The 20,397-nt window shown below is 60.8% G+C and carries 19 protein-coding genes; 17 read left to right on the top strand and 2 right to left on the bottom strand.

Going from position 1 to position 20,397, the window contains the following annotated elements:
- Nucleotides 1-3: 3 nt before the first annotated feature.
- Both B0G71_RS39895 and B0G71_RS39890 read right to left on the bottom strand, forming a co-directional pair.
- Nucleotides 4-1,035: a flavin reductase family protein gene (locus tag B0G71_RS39895; RefSeq protein ID WP_116149939.1), complete on the bottom strand. Its 1,032-nt coding sequence runs from the start codon at nt 1,033-1,035 to the stop codon at nt 4-6.
- On the bottom strand, nt 1,032-2,279 hold the full coding sequence (locus B0G71_RS39890) for an aromatic ring-hydroxylating dioxygenase subunit alpha (protein ID WP_116149937.1): 1,248 nt from the start codon (nt 2,277-2,279) through the stop codon (nt 1,032-1,034). The genes B0G71_RS39895 and B0G71_RS39890 overlap by 4 nt, the downstream gene beginning before the upstream one ends.
- A 542-nt stretch (nt 2,280-2,821) precedes the next feature.
- Between B0G71_RS39890 and fdhA the strand changes: the two genes are divergently transcribed.
- The 17 genes from fdhA to kynA all read left to right on the top strand — a co-directional run bounded on the left by fdhA (nt 2,822) and on the right by kynA (nt 20,357).
- Complete coding sequence (gene fdhA, locus B0G71_RS39885; protein ID WP_116149936.1) at nt 2,822-4,024, top strand: formaldehyde dehydrogenase, glutathione-independent; 1,203 nt, start codon at nt 2,822-2,824, stop codon at nt 4,022-4,024.
- Between the two features lie 451 nt (nt 4,025-4,475).
- Complete coding sequence (locus tag B0G71_RS39880; protein ID WP_116149934.1) at nt 4,476-6,374, top strand: methyl-accepting chemotaxis protein; 1,899 nt, start codon at nt 4,476-4,478, stop codon at nt 6,372-6,374.
- A gap of 494 nt (nt 6,375-6,868) precedes the next feature.
- Complete coding sequence (locus B0G71_RS39875) at nt 6,869-7,186, top strand: non-heme iron oxygenase ferredoxin subunit (RefSeq protein ID WP_116149933.1); 318 nt, start codon at nt 6,869-6,871, stop codon at nt 7,184-7,186.
- On the top strand, nt 7,187-7,498 hold the full coding sequence (locus B0G71_RS39870; protein ID WP_116149931.1) for a recombinase-like helix-turn-helix domain-containing protein: 312 nt from the start codon (nt 7,187-7,189) through the stop codon (nt 7,496-7,498).
- Nucleotides 7,499-7,553: 55 nt separating this feature from the next.
- Complete coding sequence (locus tag B0G71_RS39865; RefSeq protein ID WP_116149930.1) at nt 7,554-8,624, top strand: aromatic ring-hydroxylating dioxygenase subunit alpha; 1,071 nt, start codon at nt 7,554-7,556, stop codon at nt 8,622-8,624.
- Nucleotides 8,617-9,387, top strand: coding sequence for an SDR family oxidoreductase (locus B0G71_RS39860; RefSeq protein WP_116149928.1), 771 nt, complete (start codon nt 8,617-8,619; stop codon nt 9,385-9,387). The genes B0G71_RS39865 and B0G71_RS39860 overlap by 8 nt, the downstream gene beginning before the upstream one ends.
- 25 nt (nt 9,388-9,412) lie before the next feature.
- Nucleotides 9,413-9,943 carry a cupin domain-containing protein gene (locus B0G71_RS39855; protein WP_116149927.1) on the top strand — a complete coding sequence of 177 codons (531 nt, stop codon included), beginning with the start codon at nt 9,413-9,415 and terminating at the stop codon, nt 9,941-9,943.
- Nucleotides 9,944-9,961: 18 nt separating this feature from the next.
- Nucleotides 9,962-10,858, top strand: a complete 897-nt coding sequence (locus B0G71_RS39850) for an alpha/beta fold hydrolase (RefSeq protein ID WP_116149925.1) — start codon at nt 9,962-9,964, stop codon at nt 10,856-10,858.
- Nucleotides 10,855-11,709, top strand: a complete 855-nt coding sequence (locus B0G71_RS39845) for an IclR family transcriptional regulator (protein ID WP_116149924.1) — start codon at nt 10,855-10,857, stop codon at nt 11,707-11,709. Before B0G71_RS39850 ends, B0G71_RS39845 begins: the two co-directional genes overlap by 4 nt.
- Entirely contained in the window at nt 11,706-12,503 is a 798-nt protein-coding gene (locus B0G71_RS39840; RefSeq protein ID WP_116149922.1) for an SDR family oxidoreductase, read from the top strand. Before B0G71_RS39845 ends, B0G71_RS39840 begins: the two co-directional genes overlap by 4 nt.
- The gene (locus B0G71_RS39835; RefSeq protein ID WP_116150020.1) at nt 12,496-14,163 is read left to right on the top strand and encodes a thiamine pyrophosphate-binding protein; all 1,668 of its coding nucleotides are present in this window, start codon (nt 12,496-12,498) and stop codon (nt 14,161-14,163) included. Before B0G71_RS39840 ends, B0G71_RS39835 begins: the two co-directional genes overlap by 8 nt.
- Nucleotides 14,156-14,977, top strand: a complete 822-nt coding sequence (locus B0G71_RS39830) for an aspartate dehydrogenase (protein ID WP_116149921.1) — start codon at nt 14,156-14,158, stop codon at nt 14,975-14,977. Before B0G71_RS39835 ends, B0G71_RS39830 begins: the two co-directional genes overlap by 8 nt.
- A 90-nt stretch (nt 14,978-15,067) precedes the next feature.
- On the top strand, nt 15,068-16,558 hold the full coding sequence (locus tag B0G71_RS39825) for an aldehyde dehydrogenase (RefSeq protein ID WP_116149919.1): 1,491 nt from the start codon (nt 15,068-15,070) through the stop codon (nt 16,556-16,558).
- Between the two features lie 18 nt (nt 16,559-16,576).
- Nucleotides 16,577-17,539, top strand: a complete 963-nt coding sequence (locus B0G71_RS39820; protein ID WP_116149918.1) for a VOC family protein — start codon at nt 16,577-16,579, stop codon at nt 17,537-17,539.
- On the top strand, nt 17,536-18,780 hold the full coding sequence (locus B0G71_RS39815; protein ID WP_116149916.1) for an NAD(P)/FAD-dependent oxidoreductase: 1,245 nt from the start codon (nt 17,536-17,538) through the stop codon (nt 18,778-18,780). Before B0G71_RS39820 ends, B0G71_RS39815 begins: the two co-directional genes overlap by 4 nt.
- A gap of 22 nt (nt 18,781-18,802) precedes the next feature.
- The gene (kynB, locus tag B0G71_RS39810) at nt 18,803-19,444 is read left to right on the top strand and encodes an arylformamidase (RefSeq protein WP_116149914.1); all 642 of its coding nucleotides are present in this window, start codon (nt 18,803-18,805) and stop codon (nt 19,442-19,444) included.
- A 43-nt stretch (nt 19,445-19,487) separates the two neighbouring features.
- Entirely contained in the window at nt 19,488-20,357 is an 870-nt protein-coding gene (gene kynA, locus B0G71_RS39805) for a tryptophan 2,3-dioxygenase (RefSeq protein ID WP_116149913.1), read from the top strand.
- The last annotated feature ends 40 nt before the right edge of the window (nt 20,358-20,397 follow it).

The following is a 20,397-nucleotide window of genomic DNA, read 5'->3' as shown; positions in this document are numbered from 1 at the left end:
CGCCTAGTACTCGATGGTTACGTCCGATAGCGGTATGGAGCAGCACGGAAGGACGTACCCTTCGTCCACCTCCTCGTCTGTAATGCCGCCGTTGTGATTCATCTCGACTTGTCCCTCCAACTTGCGAAGTTTGCACGTTCCGCACACGCCGGAGCGACACGCGTTGGGGATCTTGGGTCCATTCGGGAGGGCATGGAGCGCATCCAGAATCGTGGTGCCGGGCGGGCAATCGAGTTCTAGCAGCGATTGTGACAATCGGATTCTGGATATCCCCACGGAGCCTGCCACCTGCTTGGGTGTCTGCTCAGGCAGTTGAAACCTCTCCTGATGAAAGCGGGGTGCAGTGCCTCCGTTCTCGAGGAACAGGGTGCGCATAATGGACATAAACACGTCAGGCCCGCAACAAAGCACTTGCCTGGAGGTCCAGTCCGGAACTTCCTGGTCAAGCAGTTCTTTGGAAAGAAGACCGGGGGAGAATTCTGCGTTGACTTCATCCGAAATGTAGAAGTGCGGAGTAATGCCGCGGGACGAGCGACCGATCTCCAGCAATTCCTCATGAAAGAGGATATCGGCGGGCGTCCGCGCAAATTGCAAGAACTGAATGTTCGAGTTTTCGCCTTGGGCATGAATCGCCCGCGCCATCGAAATAAGCGGTGTGATACCCACGCCGCCGGCCACAAAGAGCAGTGGCTCTGCATGGTTATCCGGCAAGACAAAATCGCCAGCGGGCCGCGAGACATGCAAGCTTTCACCGACGGTCAAACTATCATGAAGCCATGTAGAGACGGCACCGGTCGGTGAACGCTTGACGGTAATCTCGAATGTGGCGTTGCCAAGCGTGTCCGGTACGGACGAAATCGTGTAGCACCGGTAAAGCCTCTCGTTTCCGGTATCCACGCCCAGCGTGACATACTGCCCGGCTTCAAACTGAAGTGGTTCATGAGGTTGTGCGAGAGAGAACTGGAACGTCTTTACATTCCAGTTCTCTCGCCTGATGCCAACGCACAATGCATCGGTGAAAGCGGTCGTCGTCATTCTGCAATGCACTCCACAACAATTGTCTTCGGCGTACTCTTCAACTCATTCTTCAACGTGCTCAGATACCACTCGATGAACTCGGTGACGCCGCGCTCGACGAGCGGGGAATATGGGCCAGGTTGATAACCCATGGAGTTGATGCCTTGCTGATTGGCCTCGACAAGCCGCTGGTCCTGGGCGTTCGTGGCCTTCCAGACCGCGGTGAGATTATCGAGGTCATAGTCCTCGCCTTCCACGGCGTCCGCGCTTACCAGCCACCACGTCGTCACCTGCGTTTCCGTGGCGCTGAGCGGAAGCAGCCTGAACGCAATGGCGTGATCCGAAAGAACGTGGTTCCACGTATTCGGAAAGCGGAGCAACCGTAGCGAGCCGACGTCCTCATCCAGGTTGGTGCCCAACAGCTTCGTGCAGGCGAGGTCACCGTTCATGGTGAAGGAGACTCCGCGCTCCATTGCGGCGCGGACCATGCGATAGCCTTCGTCGGTTTCGATGGGCTTGTAGGGCAGCCCGTTGGCTGTCCAGCGCGCTTCGTCTTTCTCGCATTTCTGAGCGTATTCGCCGCCGAATCGGGGGTCCGTTGGCCCGTCAAACTCCGAAATCGTGCGCAGTAGCTCGGGGTGGCTTCCGGTGCAGTGATAGCACTCGCGATTGTTCTCGAGGACCAGCTTCCAGTTGCCCTTTTCGACAATGGTCGACTCGAATGCGACCTTTGCGTTGTCGAGGCCATGAGGCTGGATATATGGCGACACCTGCCTGCGGAATTCCTCGAACAGTGGTGGCGTCACTGCAAGCGAGATAAAGATGTAGCCTTCGACCGATTCGCAATGCACAGGCTTGAGCGAGTATTGTGATGCATCGAATTCTTCACCCATCTCCTTGCTGAACAGCAGTTTGCCATCCAGACCATAGGTCCATTGGTGATACGGGCATACGAGCGTCCCCGACGAACCCTTGTCGCCGGCGCAGATCCTCGAGCCGCGATGGCGGCAAGTATTGTAGAAGGCCCGAATTGCCTTGCTGCGGTCACGGATCACGACGATGGAACTGGACCCGACCTCAAGCGTGAACCAGTTGCCTGGTTTCGGAATCTGCGCTGCAACGCCGGCGAGGAGCCATTGACGCTCCCAGATCAGTTCCAGGTCGCGCTCAAATACCGCTTCATCGGTGTAGAACGGCTGAGGCAGCGAGCGCCCGTTCACGCGTGACTCGATAAGGGAGAGAAGTTGACTGTTCGACAGCATGGCGGTGTTCAGTTAGGTTGAAATGCATCAAGGAACGTTTACACATGCCGATTTGACCTGCAGGAAGGAAGCCTTGCAAGCCATGAAAACTGATGGTATGCATGAATTTTTGTTGGACATAGGCATGGCCTTCCAGCCACCTTGACTATCAGCCACATTTCAACTGGCTTGGGCGGAAAAGCAAGCCAATCCCAGTCTGTAAAGGCTTTTCGTCAGATTCTTCGCACTTCGCACATCGGCAGGACGTAGGTTTTGCGCGCGTTTTGCGGTTCCGATGGGCAAGCGATGGCATTCACAATTTCATACATCGGAAGGCGCCACGATGTGACTCCCGCCCGGCAGGCCAGCCAGTGCCGGGCCGCAGGCCTCTGTATGCAAATCCGCATGCGGTGGCTCAGAAAAACTGCTTTGACGGCTAAATTTCGAACTCTGATGATTGCCGGGCATTGCTCGAATCGAGCAGCTTTCACAACGACTGTGAGGCAGGGCGGTCGTGACAGGGACTGCTCTCGAATCCCGGCGAAAACAATCTCGGAGGCGTCATGTCAGGAAATCGTGGAGTTGTCTATGTGGAACCCGGAAAGGTCGAGGTGCGCAGCATTGCGTTCCCTGAGCTCTCCGATCCGTCCGGTCGCAAAGCCAGTCACGGGGCCATCCTTCGGGTTGTTGCCACGAACATCTGTGGTTCCGACCAGCATATGGTGCGTGGTAGGACGACTGCGCCGGCAGGGCTCGTACTGGGACACGAAATAACGGGCGAAGTGATCGAAACCGGTTCAGATGTTCTCACGCTGAAAAAGGGCGATCTCGTTTCGGTGCCCTTCAACGTCGCGTGTGGACGCTGTCCGATGTGCAAGGCACAGAATACCGGCGTGTGTCTGACCGTGAATCCCACGCGCGCTGGAGGCGCGTACGGCTATGTCGATATGGGCGGTTGGATAGGTGGGCAGGCCGAATTCGTGATGGTGCCCTACGCTGACTTTAACCTGCTCAAGTTCCCTGACCGGGATCGGGCCATGGGAAAAATTCGCGATCTCACCTGCTTGTCCGACATCCTGCCTACTGGGTACCACGGAGCGATGACGGCGGGTGTAGCGCCGGGTGCCACGGTGTACGTCGCGGGCGCGGGTCCCGTTGGCCTTGCTGCAGCGGCATCTTCGAGGCTCCTTGGTGCCGCAGTGACCATCATTGGCGATGTGAATCCCAAACGACTGGAGCATGCCAGACGCGTTGGCTTCGAGACGGTCGATCTTTCTGAAGATGCTCCGCTGGCAGACCAGATCGCCAATTTGCTGGGCGAGCGCGAAGTCGATTGCGCCATCGACTGCGTTGGTTTCGAAGCACGCGGACACGGGCACGCGGGATCCCAGGTCGAGGCTCCGGCGACGGTGCTGAACTCGTTGATGGAGGTGACGCGAGTTGCCGGAAAGATTGGCATTCCAGGCCTGTATGTGACTGACGATCCTGGTGCGAGCGATACAGCGGCACAGAAAGGCAGTCTCTCCGTTCGGCTTGGGCTTGGTTGGGCGAAGTCGCATTCCTTCTTCACCGGGCAAACCCCTGTCATGAAGTACAACCGAAGCCTGATGCAGGCAATCCTCTGGGACCGTCTGAATATCGCAGATGTAGTCAATGTCACTGTCATTGACCTGGACCGTGCGCCGGACGGATATGCCGAATTCGATTCGGGCGTGCCGAAGAAATTTGTTATAGATCCGCACGGCAACCTTAAGGCAGCCGCGTGATCTGTCTGAATCTGACGGGATGAAGCCAACGTCTGCGTAGGGTCATCAACATGGCGACAAGGCAAGCCTTGTGACGTTACTTAAATTGACGCCGGTCATAGGCCGGCGCTTTTTCGAAAAAGAAATCGTGGTGGGTTCGGGGTTCAGTAATTCCTCCAGGTAAAGCGCACTCCGCAAGAAGACCACCGATGCAGGAGTGATGGCTTTTTCGGGCCGGACGGGGCATCACAAGCGGGGCAGGCAACGAAACGCCAGCACTCTAGCTGCGAGCCATCGCAACGCCTTATCGGGCACTCGTCGACTCGGATACGTTTCTAGGCACGAGGGGCACTGGTCCCTGCAAACGGAAGGCGGTCGTCCCGGTGCCGCCTACTCACAGCTTTCAGCCTTCACGCGTTAGGTCCACAAACAGACCATATGCTTCAACGATAGGTATCCGTCAGGAGGGATCTTGCCTGTTCGTGCACATTCTATTTCCGTCAAGCTCACGCTGATATTTGGCGCTGCTCTGACCACAACGATCATTGCGATCACCTTGTTTGCGACGCTCAATGTTCGCCGTCTGGCAGAACAGAACTTCAACGAATCGAGCATAGGCCACATCCGTCAGATTGACATGAGTTTGAAGGACATGTTTAGACTGATGCGCGATAACGTGATGTTCGTGTCGAACACTCCTGTGGTGCAGTCCGCAGACGAGACGGTGACGAATTACCTGACGCACGGCGGCGCGATGACGCCCGACAAGAATGGGGGTGTCGAATCACAGATATATTCTTTGTTCAAGAGCTTCGGCGAGAGCCACGGGGATTTGCGCTACGTCTACCTCGGAACGAAGTGGGGCGGTTATATCCAATGGCCGCAGAGCAATCTGAACTCCAGGTATGATCCACGTGATCGTCCCTTTTATGACAAAGGCATCCAGTCACAGGGAGAGGTGCGTCGCACTCCTGCATACAGGTCATTTGGAGATGACAACGGGGCCGTCATCAGCTTTGTGCGTCCTGTCCGGAATGCACAGGGCCAGCTAACTGGTGTCTTTGGCATGGACATCTCGCTCAACAGTCTGGCAAAAATGGTTGCGCAGGTCCGATTTGGCGGCACTGGATATCTAATGATTGTCGAAGACGGTGGGAACGTGCTCGTCGACCCGCACAACCCCGCAAACGCCTTCAAATCGATGAAGGAACTCGGTGGAGGCTATCGCGACCTCGCACAGACTGCCAACGGCGCGCGCTCGGTGGAACTGGATGGCATCCGCTACGACAGTGTTGTTTATACGTCGCCCGACCTGGGGTGGAAATATATCGGCTTGATTCCGCGCTCGGAAATGATGGCCGCGGCGAACCGGCTGACCCTCGCCCTGTCGTTCGGTGGCGTCCTTTTGGTCATCGGATCTCTTGTTTTGACAATCGTGTTGGGTCGCAGGCTGACCGAACCGCTCCGGCAACTGGCGCACGGAATGCAGGAGATAGCGTCGGGCGACGGAGACTTGACCCGCCGCCTTCCCGTAACGAGCGGCGACGAAGTCGGAATATTGGCCATGCAATTCAACGCATTCGTCGAGAAACTCAACCGCGTGCTGCTCGACATCCGTGCCAGCAGTGAGACCGTACGAATCTCCGCGAGTGAAATCGCAGCAGGCAACGCCGATCTCTCTCAGCGAACTGAGCAACAGGCCTGCGCACTTGAGGAAACGGCTGCCAGTATGGAGCAGCTAACGTCGACAGTAAGGAACAATGCCGACAATGCGAGGCAGGCAAGTACGCTCGCTGTTGAAGCGACCGATGTGGCGCACCGCGGCAATGACGTCGTCGAACGGGTTGCGCACACAATGAGTGCGATTAACAAGAGTTCCGGTCATATCGCGGAAATTACGACGTTGATCGAGGGTATCGCATTTCAGACCAACATCCTCGCACTTAACGCCTCGGTAGAAGCGGCCCGGGCGGGGGAGCAGGGGCGAGGCTTTGCGGTAGTCGCGGGTGAGGTACGCAGCCTTGCGCAACGCTCGTCAGTTGCAGCGAAGGAGATTAAGGAACTGCTCGATTCGTCGGTGGCCGGGATTCAGCAGGGTTTTGCTCTCGCTGGCGAGGCGGGACAGACGATGTCGGAGATGACACGTTCGGTGAGCCGGGTGGCGAGCATCACGGGTGAGATCGCCACGGCTTCGGATGAGCAGAGTCGGGGTATCGAGCAGGTGAATTTTGCAATCGCTCAGATGGACGATGTCACGCAGAAGAACGCGGCACTTGTTGAGGAGGCAGCAGCCGCATCGCGGTCGCTGGAACAAGAGGGGCGTCTACTGAACGAGGTGATAGCTGGGTTCCAGTTGCGGCATCACGACTAGCAGATCGTTGGATCGACGCGCGGCGGGGTTCGCCTTGCTAGTGAGAACGTAGACAGATCTGTACGCCACGCCTAGGCGCGGCGAACGGTTGCACGGCACGTGTGCTTCATCGTCTGAAGTTGACTGTTTAGATCGCAAGTACATTGATTTCAGCTCCGATCTTTACCAAGGACGACTACACGTCGAATCCCTCTCATTTGCACTCTGCCATGGCATTTCTATCCGTACGTGGTTGCTTAGTCTTTCGCCTATTAAATTAGGATAACGAATTGATTGAAGGAGCTGGAAAACGACACCGCCTGCGGAACAAATGTTTTCTGAAATTGCGAGGGAATATGTGGATCTATCTGATCCAGCTGCATGCGTTGAAGTCATGCTGTGGTGAACAATATTTCGGTTTCTCTTGTCGTGCACGCTTCCTATAATCGCCACACATAAACCGATGTTCCGCACATGGAACGTAATTGAGAGCCGATCTGAAGGAAGGGTGTGAGATGTCTGAACAATGGGTATGCGCCGGGCACGTCGGTGCGCTGTCGGAAGACACGCCAATGGAGTTCAAGCGGACCGATGGCGTGGAGATCGGAATCTATCGTGTCGGTGACGAGGTGTACGCGCTCGAAAACGTGTGTCCACATGCCTACGCACTGTTGACACAGGGGTTCGTCGACGAAGGCACGGTCGAATGCCCGCTGCACGAGGCGGTATTCGACATCAGAACAGGCGAATGCCTGAAAGGACCGGGTGGCCGTGCGCTGAAGCAGTACGCCGTGCGCCTCGCCGGCGAGGAAATCCAGATCAAGGTGGAATGAATGAAAGAAGCAGTCCTTAACTTCAATCCCTTCCTGAAACCGTGGCTAGCGCCGCAACCGAATAACGTCGCGGGCAAGGGCAAGATTGAAATCCCGGGTGAAGTCGAGAACCACATCTGGCAGACGCGGAAGGCCGAACCCACGCAGTACGAGAACGAACTTGGTGACGCGCTCGAACGCGTATTCGAGACCGGCGCGATCGAATTGGACGACGTCGTCGCGGGCCTGAACCGCATCGGCTTGCGCACGCCGGACGGCGCGCCGTGGACCGTCGAGCGCTTTCGCGCAGAAATCACCGCGCTCGCGCAATGACCGCGCCGATCCGCTGGCCTGCCGACCGGTCGACAACCGCATCCGGAGCACACTGATGACGTCCCAAGCACAACACGCATCCCAACATGACCCGGTCCGTGACTACCTCGACCGTGGCATCAAGAACTACTGGTATCCCGTCGCCCCGAGCTGGCAGGTGTTGAACGAGCCCGTCGGCCTCACGCGCTTGTCCGAGCAGATCGTGCTGTGGCGCGACGACAAGGGCAAGGTCCACGCGCTGGAGGATCGCTGCCCGCACCGCGGCGCGCGCCTGTCACTGGGCTGGAATCTGGGCGGAAACCTTGCATGCTGGTATCACGGCATCGAAGTCGATGGCGGCGGCACGGTCAACAAGGTCCCGGCTGTAGCCAATTGCCCGCTCGAGGGCACGAAGTGCGTGAAGTCGTACCCGGTGCGGGAAAAGGCCGGCGCGATCTTCCTGTGGTTCGGCGACGAAGCGCATGGCGAGCCGGCGCCTCTGAACCTGCCAGAGGAACTGGTCGCGGACGAGTACGCGCACTTCCTGTGCGTGTCGAACTGGAAGTGCAACTACCAGTACGCCATCGACAACGTGATGGACCCGATGCACGGCGCGTACCTGCACGCAAGCTCGCACTCGATGGCCGAAGGCGACAAACAGGCCGACATGCGTGTGCGCAAGACCGAAACGGGTCTGATGTTCGAGAAGACCGGGCAGCGCGATGTGAACTTCGACTGGGTCGAGCTCGGCGAAACCGGCTGTCTGTGGATGCGTCTTGCGATTCCCTACAAGCAGAAGTACGGCCCTGGTGGCAGCTTCGGGATCGTTGGATTTGCGACGCCTGTGGATGGGGGCCATTGTCAGGTCTATTTCTGGCGCACTCGCAAGGTCAGCGGCTGGAAGCGCGATGTGTGGCGCTTCCTGTATCCAAACCGCCTGGAGGGTTTGCATTGGGCCGTTCTCGAGCAGGACCGCCATGTCCTCGAAAGTCTCGCGCCGAACGCGCGCGAGCACGAGTACCTGTACCAGCACGACGTTGGCATCACGCGTGTGCGTCGGATGCTGCGCCGGCGCGCGCAGGAACATCTGTCCGCGCCCGATGCACACTGCGCGGCGCGAGGCGCTTCGGAGACCGCGAATGGTTGAGCCCGCACCGGTCGTGTCGCTCACGGGGCGCCGCGTGCTCGTGACGGGTGGCGCACGGGGTCTCGGTGCGGCGTTCGTGAAGGCGCTCGTCGAAGCGGGTGCACAGGTCGCATTCGGCGACGTGCTGGTCGACGAAGGCCTTGTGCTCGCCTCGCAGCTTTCGGAAGCAGGCCATGCCGCGCATTTCTTCGCGCTCGACCTGGCCGATCCGGTGAGCGTCGACACATTCGTCGCGCAGGGCGCAGCGGCGCTGGGCGGCATCGACGCGCTGATCAATAACGCGGCGATCACGAACTCGGGTGGCAGGCTGTCGACGGAACTCGATGTGTCGACCTGGGACGCCGTAATGAACGTGAACGTACGCGGCGTATGGCTCGTCAGCAATGCCGCGCTGCCGCACCTCACGCAGTCGGGCCGCGGAGCGATTGTGAACCTCGCATCGGACACGGCGTTGTGGGGTGCGCCGAAGCTGCTCGCGTACGTCGCCAGCAAGGGCGCGGTGATTGCGATGACGCATGCGCTGGCGCGCGAGTTCGGCACTCGTGACGTAACGGTCAATGCGATCGCACCGGGGCTGACGGAAGTCGAGGCGACGGCCTATGTTCCGGCCGAGCGGCACGCGTTCTATATGCAGGGCCGCGCGTTGACGCGCGCGCAGATGCCCGAGGACGTGACGGGCCCCGTCCTTTTCCTGCTGTCGGACGCCGCGCGCTTCGTGACCGGCCAACTGCTGCCGGTGAACGGCGGCTTCGTGATGAATTGATCTTTTCACTCTGAAGGAGATGACGATGGCGGACGCCGATCTCGAACGCAAGTCGTGGGACCAGCCGGAAGGCACAAGCTTTGGCGACTGGATGGAAGGGCGCGTCGCGCGCTATGCGACGCGGCGCTACGACTGGGACGCACTGAAGTTCCAGGCCGACTACGACCCGAAGTACCGCCGCGCTCAGATGCGCTACGTGGGCACAGGCGGCACGGGTGTGGCGAAGGACGTGAATACGGTGCCCGCGGGCGGCTTCACGTTCTCCACGATGGTGATTCCGGCCGGCAACATCGGCCCGAGCCACATCCATATCGACGTCGAAGAAATTTTCTTCGTGCTACGCGGCAAAATGAAGGTGATCTGCGAGCGGCGCGAAGGCGAGATCTGGGAAGCGATCCTCGGCGAGCGCGACCTGATTTCAGTGCCGCCGGGCGTGTATCGCACGGAAATCAACATCGGCGAGGAAGACGCGCTGATGTGCGTGATGCTCGGCTCGCCGAAGCCTGTTACGCCGACATATCCGCCGGATTCGCCGCTCGCGAAGATCAAGCGCTAAGACGGGGCGGGCGAGGCTATGAGTGTCATCGATAAACGGGAACGCGACTGTGCCGCGGAGTCCACAGGGTTGCTCGAGCAGTTTCCCGAGCAACGCTGCGCAACTGGCGCGGCTGGCACGATCGGCTACCGTGAGGCCGGCGCTGAGCATGCTAATCACGCGCTCCCGGTCGTGCTGTTGCATGGGATCGGCTCGGGTGCCGCATCCTGGGTGCGCCAGCTCGATGCGCTTGGCGCTTCGCGGCGCGTGCTCGCGTGGGACGCGCCCGGTTACGGTGTGTCGACGCCCGTGCATGGCGCGTCACCCGCCGCCGCCGATTACGCGGGGTCGCTGAACGCGTGGCTAGAGGCACTTAACATCGAACGCTGTGTGCTGGTCGGGCATTCACTCGGTGCGATCGTCGCGGGCGCTTTCGCCCGCGCGGCGCCTGGGCGGATCGCCGGCCTGCTGCTGATCTCGCCCGCGGGTGGCTATGGCAGTTCGCCAGCCGCAACGCGCGAATCCCGCCGCGATGCGCGGCTAGGGATGCTCGCAGAGCTTGGCCCGGCCGGGCTTGCAGAGCAGCGCAGCGGCAACATGCTGTCGCCCTTCGCGAATGAGGACGCACGCGCATGGGTGCGCTGGAACATGGCACGCATTGTGCCCGCCGGCTACGCGCAGGCGACGCACTTGCTTGCGAATGCTGATCTCGCATCCGAACTCGAGGGCTTCTGCGGCCATATAAAGGTGGCGGTTGGCGCGAACGATGCAGTCACCCCGCCCACCGAATGTCAGCGAATCGCTGTCGCAGCACATGTCGAGCTCCAGGTGATTGCGCAGGCCGGGCACGCAGGCTATGTCGAAGCGCCTGGTTCGTATTCCACGCTGATCGAGTCGTTTTGCCGCCAGTGCGACACACAGCGGAGCGCGTCATGAGCGAACCGTTGAGGGAAGAGGTCGCGAGTGGGAGAAGCGAGGCGAACTATGTAGTGCCGGGTCTTGAGCGTGGTCTGCGGATTCTCACTGAATTTTCACCACGCGAACCCGTGCTTGGCGCGCCGGAGTTGTCGAAGCGGCTCGATATTCCACGCACAACGGTATTTCGTCTGCTGCAGACACTCGAATTGCTGGGCTTTATCGAGCGCGTCGACAAGGAGCGCAACTACAAGCTGGGGATAGCAGTGTTGCGGCTCGGGTTCGAGTACCTGAGTTCGCTCGAATTGACCGATCTCGGTCTGCCCGTGATCGAGAGCCTGCGCGACTCGACTGGCTTTACAACGCATATCGTCGTGCGTGACGGCCGGGAGGTGGTGTTCGTAGCGAAGGCGCAAAGCCACACTCCGGGTTTTGGCTCGATCTGGGTAAACGTTGGCACGCGGCTGCCAGCGCATGCGTCAACGCATGGTCATGTGCTCATGGGCGACCTGTCACTGAAGGAATTGCGAGCCTTGTATCCGGCGGGACAACTCGAACGCCTGACGAAGGCCGCGCCGGAGACCGTAGATACCTTGTTTGATGTAGTCCGCGGACACGCGCTGCGCGGTTATGCACTCGGGAATTCGGCATTTGAACAAGGTATTTCAGTCGTCACAGCGCCGGTGCGCGACCACACGCAGCGGGTCGTTGCATGCATCACGGTAACGGTACCGCGCCCAGAGATCGACTCGACATTGATCGAGAGCGGTCTGATCGACAAGGTACAAAGCGCAGCGGCGGAACTGTCGCGGCGGCTCAACTACCGCTTGGATAGCGGGCACACGTTTCTTAAGGCTTTGGGACTGAGATGATAGAGATCGATTTGAGCGGCCGGGTCGCGGTTGTCACGGGCGGCTCGTCCGGCATCGGGCTCGCGACGGCTGAACTGTTTCTGCAGGCGGGCGCGTCGGTCGCCATTTGCGGCAGGGACGGCGAGCGTCTTGCGCGGGCGGACGCCCTGCTACGCGACAACTTTCCGGACGCACAGTTGCTTGCCGCACGCTGCAACGTGCTCGATGACTGCGACGTCGCTGACTTCGCACAGGCCGTGTCTGCGCGCTTCGGCCACGCCGACATGCTGATTAACAACGCCGGTCAGGGCCGCGTGTCAACGTTCGCCGACACGAACGACGACGCATGGCGGGAAGAACTGAACCTGAAATATTTCAGCATCATCCGGCCGACGCGCGCATTCCTGCCGATGCTGCGAAACACGGCCGAACCCACGATTACCTGCGTCAACTCGCTCCTGGCATTGCAGCCGGAGCCACATATGGTCGCAACCTCCTCAGCGCGTGCTGGGGTGCTAAGCCTCGTGAAATCGCTCGCAACCGAACTTGCGCCGCAGCGCATTCGCGTCAATTCGATTCTGATTGGCATCGTCGAGTCGGGGCAGTGGCGCCGCCGCTACGAAGCACAGGCGCAACCCGGAGAAAGCTGGGACGACTGGATGATCGCGCTCGCACGCAAGAAAAGCATTCCGCTCGGCCGCTTCGGCCGTCCTGAAGAAGCCGCACAAGCGCTCTTTTATCTCGCTACACCCTTGTCGTCGTATACGACGGGAAGCCACATCGATGTTTCCGGAGGCGTTGCACGTCATGTCTAACAAAACCACCGTCGGCGAACTGATCGCCGCCTTTCTCGAGCAGTGCGGCGTCAAGACCGCTTTCGGCGTGATCTCGATTCACAACATGCCGATCCTCGACGCGATCAACACACGCGGCAAGATCCGCTACGTCGGCGCACGCGGTGAAGCGGGCGCGCTGAATATGGCCGACGGTCTCGCACGCGTGTCGGGCGGACTGGGCATCGCTTTCACGAGCACGGGTACGGCAGCCGGCAACGCTGCAGGTGCGATGGTGGAGGCGCTGACGGCCGGCACCGCGTTGCTGCACATTACCGGCCAGATCGAGACGCCGTATCTGGATCAGGACCTCGCGTATATCCACGAAGCGCCCGACCAATTGACGATGTTGAACGCAATTTCGAAGGCTGCATTTCGTGTGCGCTCTGTCGAAACGGCGCTTGCGACTGTGCGTGAAGCTGCGCGTGTTGCACAGACGGCGCCCAGCGGTCCCGTCAGCGTCGAAATTCCGATCGACATTCAGGCTGCAGAAGTGGAGTGGCCGGCCGACATGACCGCGCCGCACATCACCGCGCTCACGCACGACGCAAAGCGCGTTGAGCAGCTCGCCGACGAACTCGCGAAGGCGAAGCGTCCGCTGCTGTGGCTCGGCGGCGGCAGCCGTCATGCGCGCGCGCAGGTCGAGCGTCTCGTCAAGCTCGGCTTTCGCATCGTGACGAGCGTGCAGGGCCGCGGCGTGTTGCCCGAAGATCATCCCGCGACGCTAGGCGCGTTCAACGTGCAGCCGGCCGTCGAAAAATTCTACAAGACCTGCGACGCGCTGCTCGTGGTTGGCTCACGTCTGCGCGGCAACGAAACGCTCAAGTACAAGCTCGCGCTGCCGCAACCGCTGTTCCGTGTCGATGCCGATGCGCTCGCCGACAACCGCGGCTATCGCAATGAGCTCTTCATTCACGGCGATGCGGCCGCTGTGCTCGATCAACTTGCGACACTCCTCGAAGGCCGCATGAAGATCGATCCCGCATTCGCCAGCGACCTGGCTGCGACGCGCGAGATCGCCGTCGCCGAAACGGGCAAGGGCCTTGGACCCTACAAGCGTCTCGTCGATATGCTGCAACACGCGGTGGGCCGGGACTACAACTGGGTGCGCGACGTGACGATCTCGAATAGCACGTGGGGCAATCGCATGCTGAAGATCTTCGAGCCGCGCGCGGGCGTGCATGCGCTGGGCGGCGGCATCGGCCAGGGCATGCAGATGGCGATTGGTGCGGCGCTCGCGGATGTGGCTGCGAAGACGGTGTGCCTCGTCGGAGACGGCGGCCTGATGGTCAACGTTGGCGAGCTGGTGACGGCCGTCCAGGAAAACGCGAACGTGATGATCGTCCTGATGAATGATCAGTGCTATGGCGTTATCCGCAATATCCAGGACGCGCAGTACGGCGGTCGCCGCTGCTACGTGCAGCTGCATCAACCGGATTTCGCGCAGTTCTGTGCGAGCTTTGGCCTCACGCACTATCGCATCGCGTCGCTCGACCACGCCGACGAGATCATTCGCGAAGGCATGTCGAAGACGGGCCCAGTGATGGTCGAAGTGGACATGCTTTCGGTCGGCTCCTTTGCATCCGCGTTCGCCGGTCCTCCCGTGAAGAAAGAAACGTCCATGGAGCAAAAGCATGCATAACGCACATGCTCATGCGCCGGTCGATATTGCGATGATTGGTTTTGGGGCAATTGGCGCGACCGTCTACCGGGCGGTCGAACAAGATGCAGCGCTTCGGATTGCACACATTATCGTGCCTGAACATCAATGCTCTGCCGTGCGAGACGCGGTCAACGATGGTATCGAAGTCGTGTCGTCGGTCGCTGCGCTCGCGCGTCGGCCGGAGTTTGTGCTCGAATGCGCGGGCCATGGCGCGCTCCTCGATCATGTGGTGCCGTTGCTCAGGTCGGGCATCGACTGCGCTGTCGCCTCCATCGGCGCACTGTCGGATCTTGCGCTTCTCGAGGCACTGTCGAAGGCGGCCGACGAGGGCGACGCAAGGGTGACGCTGCTGTCCGGTGCGATCGGCGGGATCGACGCGCTCGCTGCTGCGAAGCAGGGTGGGCTTGACGAAGTCCTATATGCAGGCCGCAAGCCGCCGCTCGGCTGGCTTGGCACGCCGGCGGAAGACCTGTGCGACCTGCGAGCGATGACCGAAGAGAAGGTGATCTTTGAAGGCACCGCGCGCGACGCTGCACGACTGTATCCGAAGAACGCGAACGTCGCGGCAACGGTCGCGCTCGCGGGGCTCGGACTCGACGCGACGCGCGTGCGCCTGATCGCCGATCCCGCCGTCGAACGCAACGTGCACAGGATTACCGCGCGCGGCGCGTTCGGGGAGATGTCACTCGAAATGAGCGGCATGCCGCTGCCCGATAACCCCAAGACTTCCGCATTGACGGCGTTCAGCGCGATCCGTGCGCTGCGCAACCGCGCGGCCCGCTGCGTGATCTGAGCGGGAAATTCAGGCAATTCACGCAATTGAACGCCCACCTGCGCGATGGCGAGGGTGGGCGCGCAGAGACAGACTTGTAGGACCTCTGAAATGAGTCAATTCGATACGAGCCTTGTACCCAACGGCGACATCCTGATCGGCGGCGAGTGGCGGCGTGGTCGTGGCGCGCCTTACGCAAGCATCTATCCGGCGGACCAGTCGCTGAACATGGAAGTCTCGACGGCGAACGCGCAAGACGCGGCCGATGCCGTCGAGGCCGCCGATGCGGCGTGGCGCCGCGCAGACTGGGCCGCGCTCAAGCCACACCAGCGCGCGCTGGTGCTCTACCGCATCGCGGATCTCATCATGCAGCGCCACGAAGCGCTGGCGAACCTGCAGCGCCGCGACAACGGCAAGCCTATCGCCGAAACGCGCGTGCTGGTGGCCAGCGCGGCGAACACGTTTCGCTATTACGCGGCGTGCCTCGAAACGCTCGACGAAGAACTGACGCCGTCGCGCGGCGACTACCTGACGATGAGCGTCTACGAGCCGATCGGCGTGATCGCGGCAATCACACCGTGGAACTCGCCAATTGCCTCCGACGCGCAGAAGCTCGCGCCGGCGCTCGCGGGTGGCAACGCGGTGGTGCTCAAGCCGGCGGAAGTCACGCCACTCGCGTCGCTTGCGCTCGCGCGCATCTGCGAGGAGGCCGGCGTGCCGAAGGGCGTGCTGAGCGTGCTGCCGGGAAAGGGCTCGGTGATCGGCGACGTGCTCGTGCGTCACCCGCTCGTGAAGAAGGTGTCGTTTACCGGCGGCACCGACGTGGGCCGCGGCATCGCGCGCATCGCTGCTGAGAAGCTGATGCCGGTGTCGCTCGAACTCGGCGGCAAGTCGCCGACTATCGTGTTCGACGACGCCGATATCGATCACGCGGTCAACGGCGTGCTGTACGGAATCTTCAGCTCGTCGGGCGAGGCGTGCATCGCGGGTTCACGGCTGTTCGTGCAACGCTCGATCTACGACGCGTTCATGCGGCGTCTGGCGGAAGGCGCGCGCAAGCTGCGCGTGGGCGACCCGACGCGGCCCGACACGCAGATGGGGCCGCTGATTACGGCCAGGCATCGCCAATCGGTGGAGCGCTACGTGGCGCTTGGCCTCGAGGAAGGCGGTCGACTGCTGTGCGGCGGCGAACGCCCATCGGGCGACGGGCGCGAGAACGGCTTCTTCTACCAGCCGACGATTCTTGAAGGCTTGCCGAACAGCGCGCGCATCTGCCAGGAAGAAATCTTCGGACCGGTGCTGGTCGCGATGCCGTTCGACGACGAAGCGTCGCTGATCGCGCAAGCGAACGACAGCGTGTTCGGTCTAGCCGCCGGCATCTGGACGCGCGACTACAAGCGAGCGTGGCGCACCGCGCGTGCGCTCGAGACCGGCACCGTGTGGATCAACACGTACAAGCTGTTTTCGATCTCCACTCCGTTCTCGGGCTGGAAGGAGAGCGGGATGGGCCGTGAGAAGGGGCGTCTGGGCATCCGCGAATACATGCAGCAGAAGAGCCTCTACTGGGGCTTGAACGACGCGCCGCTGCCGTGGGCGAACTGAGCGAAGGGGAATGACGCAATGAGTATCTTGGGTATCGAGCAGATCACGTACGGCGTCGACGACCTCGCGACGTGCCGGCGCTTTTTCGCCGACTGGGGGTTGAGGGAAGTCGCGCACGACGATATGTGCGCACGCTTCGAGACGATGAATGGCTGCACCGTGCTGGTCGTCAAGGCCGACGATCCGTCGCTGCCACCCGCTTTCGAAGCGGGCCCGACGCTGCGCGAAGTCACGTGGGGTGTTGCGACGCAGCAGGAAGTCGGCGCGCTGCGCACGAAGCTGGCCGGCCAGCCCGGCTATTACGCACAGGAAAACGCGGTCGGCTGCATCGATCCGAACGGGATGGCGATCCGCATCGAAGTGACGCGCAAGCGCGCGCTCGACATCACCGGCTCGCCGTCGAACGTGTGGGGCCAGACGGTGCGCGTCGATCAGCCGAGCCCGATCTATACGCGCGCCGAGCCGGTCGAGGTCGGCCACGTCGTGTTCTTCACGAACTGCCTCGCAGCACAGGAAAAGTTCTATCACGAGTTGCTTGGCTTCGAGACGTCGGACCGCTACCCGGGCCGCGGCGCGTTCATGCGCTGCGCGCCGCATGGCGGCCACCACGACCTGTTTCTGCTTGCGTTGCCGAATGGCAAGCGCGGCTTGAACCACGTCGCGTTCACCGTACGTGACATCCATGAGGTGTTCGGCGGCGGCATGCACATCGACCGCTGCGGCTGGCAAACGCAGCTCGGACCGGGACGTCATCCGTTGTCGTCCGCGTACTTCTGGTACTTCCAGAATCCCGCCGGCGCGCTGATCGAGTACTACGCGGACGAAGACGTGCTGACGCCCGATTGGCTGCCGCGCGAATTCGAGCCGGGCCCGACCGTGTTCGCCGAATGGGCGGTCGACGGCGGTCTCGACGGAAACACGCGTCGGCAGAAGAATGCGAAGGCGCCGGAAGGCAAGTTCATGACGGAGCGCAAATCATGAGCGAATCGAACATGCGACAGGCCGCGCCCAGCACGGTTGTCGTGATCGGTGGCGGTCAGGCCGCCGGCTGGGTGCTGAAGACGCTGCGCGCGGAAGGTTTCGCGGGCCGCCTCGTGATGATCGCCGACGAGCCGCACCTGCCGTACGAGCGTCCGCCACTGTCGAAGGCCGTGCTTGCCGGAGACGCGAATATCGACACCGTATGCGTCGTGCGCCCCGACGAGTTCGACGCGCTGAAGGTCGAGGCGTGGCAGCCGGAACGTGCGGCATCGATCGACCGCGCGCGCCGCGTGGTGAAAACTGAAAGCGGCCGCGAGATCGAATACGACCGGCTGGTAATTGCGACCGGCGGGACGTCGCGCCGCCTCCCCGACGCGATCGTGAAGACGCCGAACCTGCATTACCTGCGCACGCTTGACGAAGCGGCCGCGCTTGGCGAGAAACTGCGCGCGAGCCGGCGCGTGCTCGTCATTGGCGGCGGCTGGATCGGCCTCGAAGTCGCTGCGACCGCGCGCAAGCTCGGCGTCGAGGCTATCGTCGTGGAGGGCGCGCCGCGGCTGTGCGGGCGTTCGGTGCCGAAGATCGTGTCGGATTTTCTGCTCAACCTTCACCGCGAAAACGGAGTCGACGTGCATCTGGGCGCTTCGCTCGCGTCACTTGAGGCGCAACCGGGCGACACCTCGCAGGTGCGTGCAACGCTCGCCGACGGCACGACGATTGACGCTGATTTTGCGGTGGCCGGCGTCGGTCTCGCGCTGAATGCGTCGCTCGCAAGCGACGCGGGGCTTGCGGTCGCCGACGGCATCGTTGTCGACGAATGTGGCGCAACGAGCGACCCGGCAATCTTCGCGTGCGGCGACGTCGCAAACCATCACAACGGCTGGCTGAAGCGGCGCGTGCGGCTCGAATCGTGGGCGAACGCGCAGAACCAGGCAATCGCGGCCGCGAAGGCCGTGCTTGGCGTACACGCACCGTATGCGGAAATTCCGTGGTTCTGGTCCGATCAGTATGACGTGAACCTGCAGATCCTGGGCGATCTTCCGGCCGATGCGGACATTGTCGTGCGCGGCGACCTCGCTGCGAAGCGCGCGACGCTATTTTTTCCCGGAAACGAGGAGCAGTTAAGAGGGGTCATCGCCATCAACAATGCGCGGGAACTGAAGCTCGCGCGAAAGTGGATGAGTCAGGGACGCGCCGTGGACCGAGCCGCCCTTATGGACGCGGCGAAGGCGCTGTCATGACAGCGGGCATGGAGAATGTGTAATGGCAACGCGTACGGCAAAAATCATTGATATCAGCCCGGCGATCCAGACTGGCATTCCTGTTTGGCCCGGGGACACCGAATTCCAGGAGTCTGTGGTTTGGAGCATGGAAGGCGGAAGCCCTGTGAATGTCGGCAGATTTACGATGTCGCCACATACTGGCGCACACACCGATGCGCCGAGGCACTATCACGCCGAAGGTGCATGCATCGGAGAGGTAGAGCTTTTTCCTTATATTGGCCCTTGTCGTGTCATCCGGGCGCCGTCAGGAAAAGCGTCAATCACACCGGATGATCTTGTGAGTACTGGCAACGAGTTTCCTGAGCGAGTGCTCATTCGAACATATGAAAAGGTGCCCGCTCAGTCGTGGGATTCGAATTTCACGTCCATCGCTCCCGAGACGATAGAGCATCTGGCATTGCGTGGGGTCAAGCTTATTGGCGTCGACACACCTTCTCTCGACCCCGAAGCGTCCAAAGAAATGCTGGCGCATAACCAGGTATTGCGCTTCGACATGCGAATTCTCGAGGGACTTGTTCTCGATGATGTTCCAGACGGGATCTATGAGCTTATTGCTCTCCCGCTAAAATTTTCCAATCTCGATGCGAGTCCCGTGCGAGCCATTCTACGAACATTGAATTGATGAACCCAGCTTTCTGGATTTCAATATCTGACGGAGCATACAAATGAGTTGCCCATTCTCAGCAAATCAGTCCGGCAAAGAATCTGCTGGCGAAAAATCCTGGCACAACGCAGAACTGGATTTTTCAAAGTCCATGAGCTATGGCGATTACCTTCACATCGATGAAGTTCTCAGCGCTCAGCATCCGCTCTCTCCCGATCACAACGAGATGCTGTTTATCGTTCAGCATCAGACGTCCGAATTGTGGATGAAACTCATGTTGCATGAGTTGCGTGCTTCAAGAATCGGCGTTCGCAGCGATGAACTTCAGCCGGTGTTCAAAATGCTCGCGCGTGTCTCCCGCATCATGGATCAGCTGGTCCAGGCCTGGAGCGTTCTCGCGACCATGACGCCTCCGGAATACACGGCGATGAGGCCTTATCTCGGCTTGTCGTCGGGCTTCCAGTCCTCTCAGTATAGGGAGATCGAGTTCATTCTGGGCAACAAGAACGCAACGATGCTGCGCCCCCATGAGCATCGTCCCGAAAGTCTCGGGCTCCTCCAGGAGGCGTTGGAAACACCGTCCTTGTATGACGAGAGCATCAGGCTGCTGGCGCGCTCGGGCCTTTCTGTTGACCACGATCGGCTCAACGCGGACTGGACCCAACCTACACGTTACAACGCATCCGTTGCTGGAGCCTGGCTGCAGGTGTACCGCAATCCGCAGGAGTTCTGGAGCCTGTATCAGTTGGCGGAAAAACTTGTGGATATCGAAGACTCGTTCCGGCAATGGCGTTTCCGCCATCTGACGACAGTCGAACGTGTCATTGGATTCAAGCGTGGCACGGGTGGTACTGAAGGCGTCGGGTATCTGCGCAAGATGCTGGATATCGTTCTGTTCCCCGAACTCTGGCAACTTCGGACCGAACTCTGATTCTCGCTTTCGCCCTCCCAGGCGCACGCCAAAACTCAAA

It is taken from the genome of Paraburkholderia sp. BL27I4N3 (genome assembly GCF_003386115.1).
GTDB lineage: Bacteria > Pseudomonadota > Gammaproteobacteria > Burkholderiales > Burkholderiaceae > Paraburkholderia.
The sequence above is the reverse complement of the archived record's forward strand: the minus strand, read 5'-3'. Positions and strand labels throughout refer to the sequence as shown.

Bases quoted from the DNA above. Each gene is read 5' to 3' on its own strand.
- B0G71_RS39855 (WP_116149927.1), top strand. From the start codon at position 9,413: ATGGCGGACGCCGATCTCGAACGCAAGTCGTGGGACCAGCCGGAAGGC.
- B0G71_RS39850 (WP_116149925.1), top strand. From the start codon at position 9,962: ATGAGTGTCATCGATAAACGGGAACGCGACTGTGCCGCGGAGTCCACA.
- B0G71_RS39895 (WP_116149939.1), bottom strand. From the start codon at position 1,035: ATGACGACGACCGCTTTCACCGATGCATTGTGCGTTGGCATCAGGCGA.
- B0G71_RS39820 (WP_116149918.1), top strand. From the start codon at position 16,577: ATGAGTATCTTGGGTATCGAGCAGATCACGTACGGCGTCGACGACCTC.
- B0G71_RS39875 (WP_116149933.1), top strand. From the start codon at position 6,869: ATGTCTGAACAATGGGTATGCGCCGGGCACGTCGGTGCGCTGTCGGAA.
- kynB (WP_116149914.1), top strand. From the start codon at position 18,803: ATGGCAACGCGTACGGCAAAAATCATTGATATCAGCCCGGCGATCCAG.
- B0G71_RS39865 (WP_116149930.1), top strand. From the start codon at position 7,554: ATGACGTCCCAAGCACAACACGCATCCCAACATGACCCGGTCCGTGAC.
- B0G71_RS39870 (WP_116149931.1), top strand. From the start codon at position 7,187: ATGAAAGAAGCAGTCCTTAACTTCAATCCCTTCCTGAAACCGTGGCTA.
- B0G71_RS39860 (WP_116149928.1), top strand. From the start codon at position 8,617: ATGGTTGAGCCCGCACCGGTCGTGTCGCTCACGGGGCGCCGCGTGCTC.
- B0G71_RS39835 (WP_116150020.1), top strand. From the start codon at position 12,496: ATGTCTAACAAAACCACCGTCGGCGAACTGATCGCCGCCTTTCTCGAG.
- kynA (WP_116149913.1), top strand. From the start codon at position 19,488: ATGAGTTGCCCATTCTCAGCAAATCAGTCCGGCAAAGAATCTGCTGGC.
- B0G71_RS39830 (WP_116149921.1), top strand. From the start codon at position 14,156: ATGCATAACGCACATGCTCATGCGCCGGTCGATATTGCGATGATTGGT.
- B0G71_RS39845 (WP_116149924.1), top strand. From the start codon at position 10,855: ATGAGCGAACCGTTGAGGGAAGAGGTCGCGAGTGGGAGAAGCGAGGCG.
- B0G71_RS39815 (WP_116149916.1), top strand. From the start codon at position 17,536: ATGAGCGAATCGAACATGCGACAGGCCGCGCCCAGCACGGTTGTCGTG.
- B0G71_RS39840 (WP_116149922.1), top strand. From the start codon at position 11,706: ATGATAGAGATCGATTTGAGCGGCCGGGTCGCGGTTGTCACGGGCGGC.
- fdhA (WP_116149936.1), top strand. From the start codon at position 2,822: ATGTCAGGAAATCGTGGAGTTGTCTATGTGGAACCCGGAAAGGTCGAG.
- B0G71_RS39890 (WP_116149937.1), bottom strand. From the start codon at position 2,279: ATGCTGTCGAACAGTCAACTTCTCTCCCTTATCGAGTCACGCGTGAAC.
- B0G71_RS39825 (WP_116149919.1), top strand. From the start codon at position 15,068: ATGAGTCAATTCGATACGAGCCTTGTACCCAACGGCGACATCCTGATC.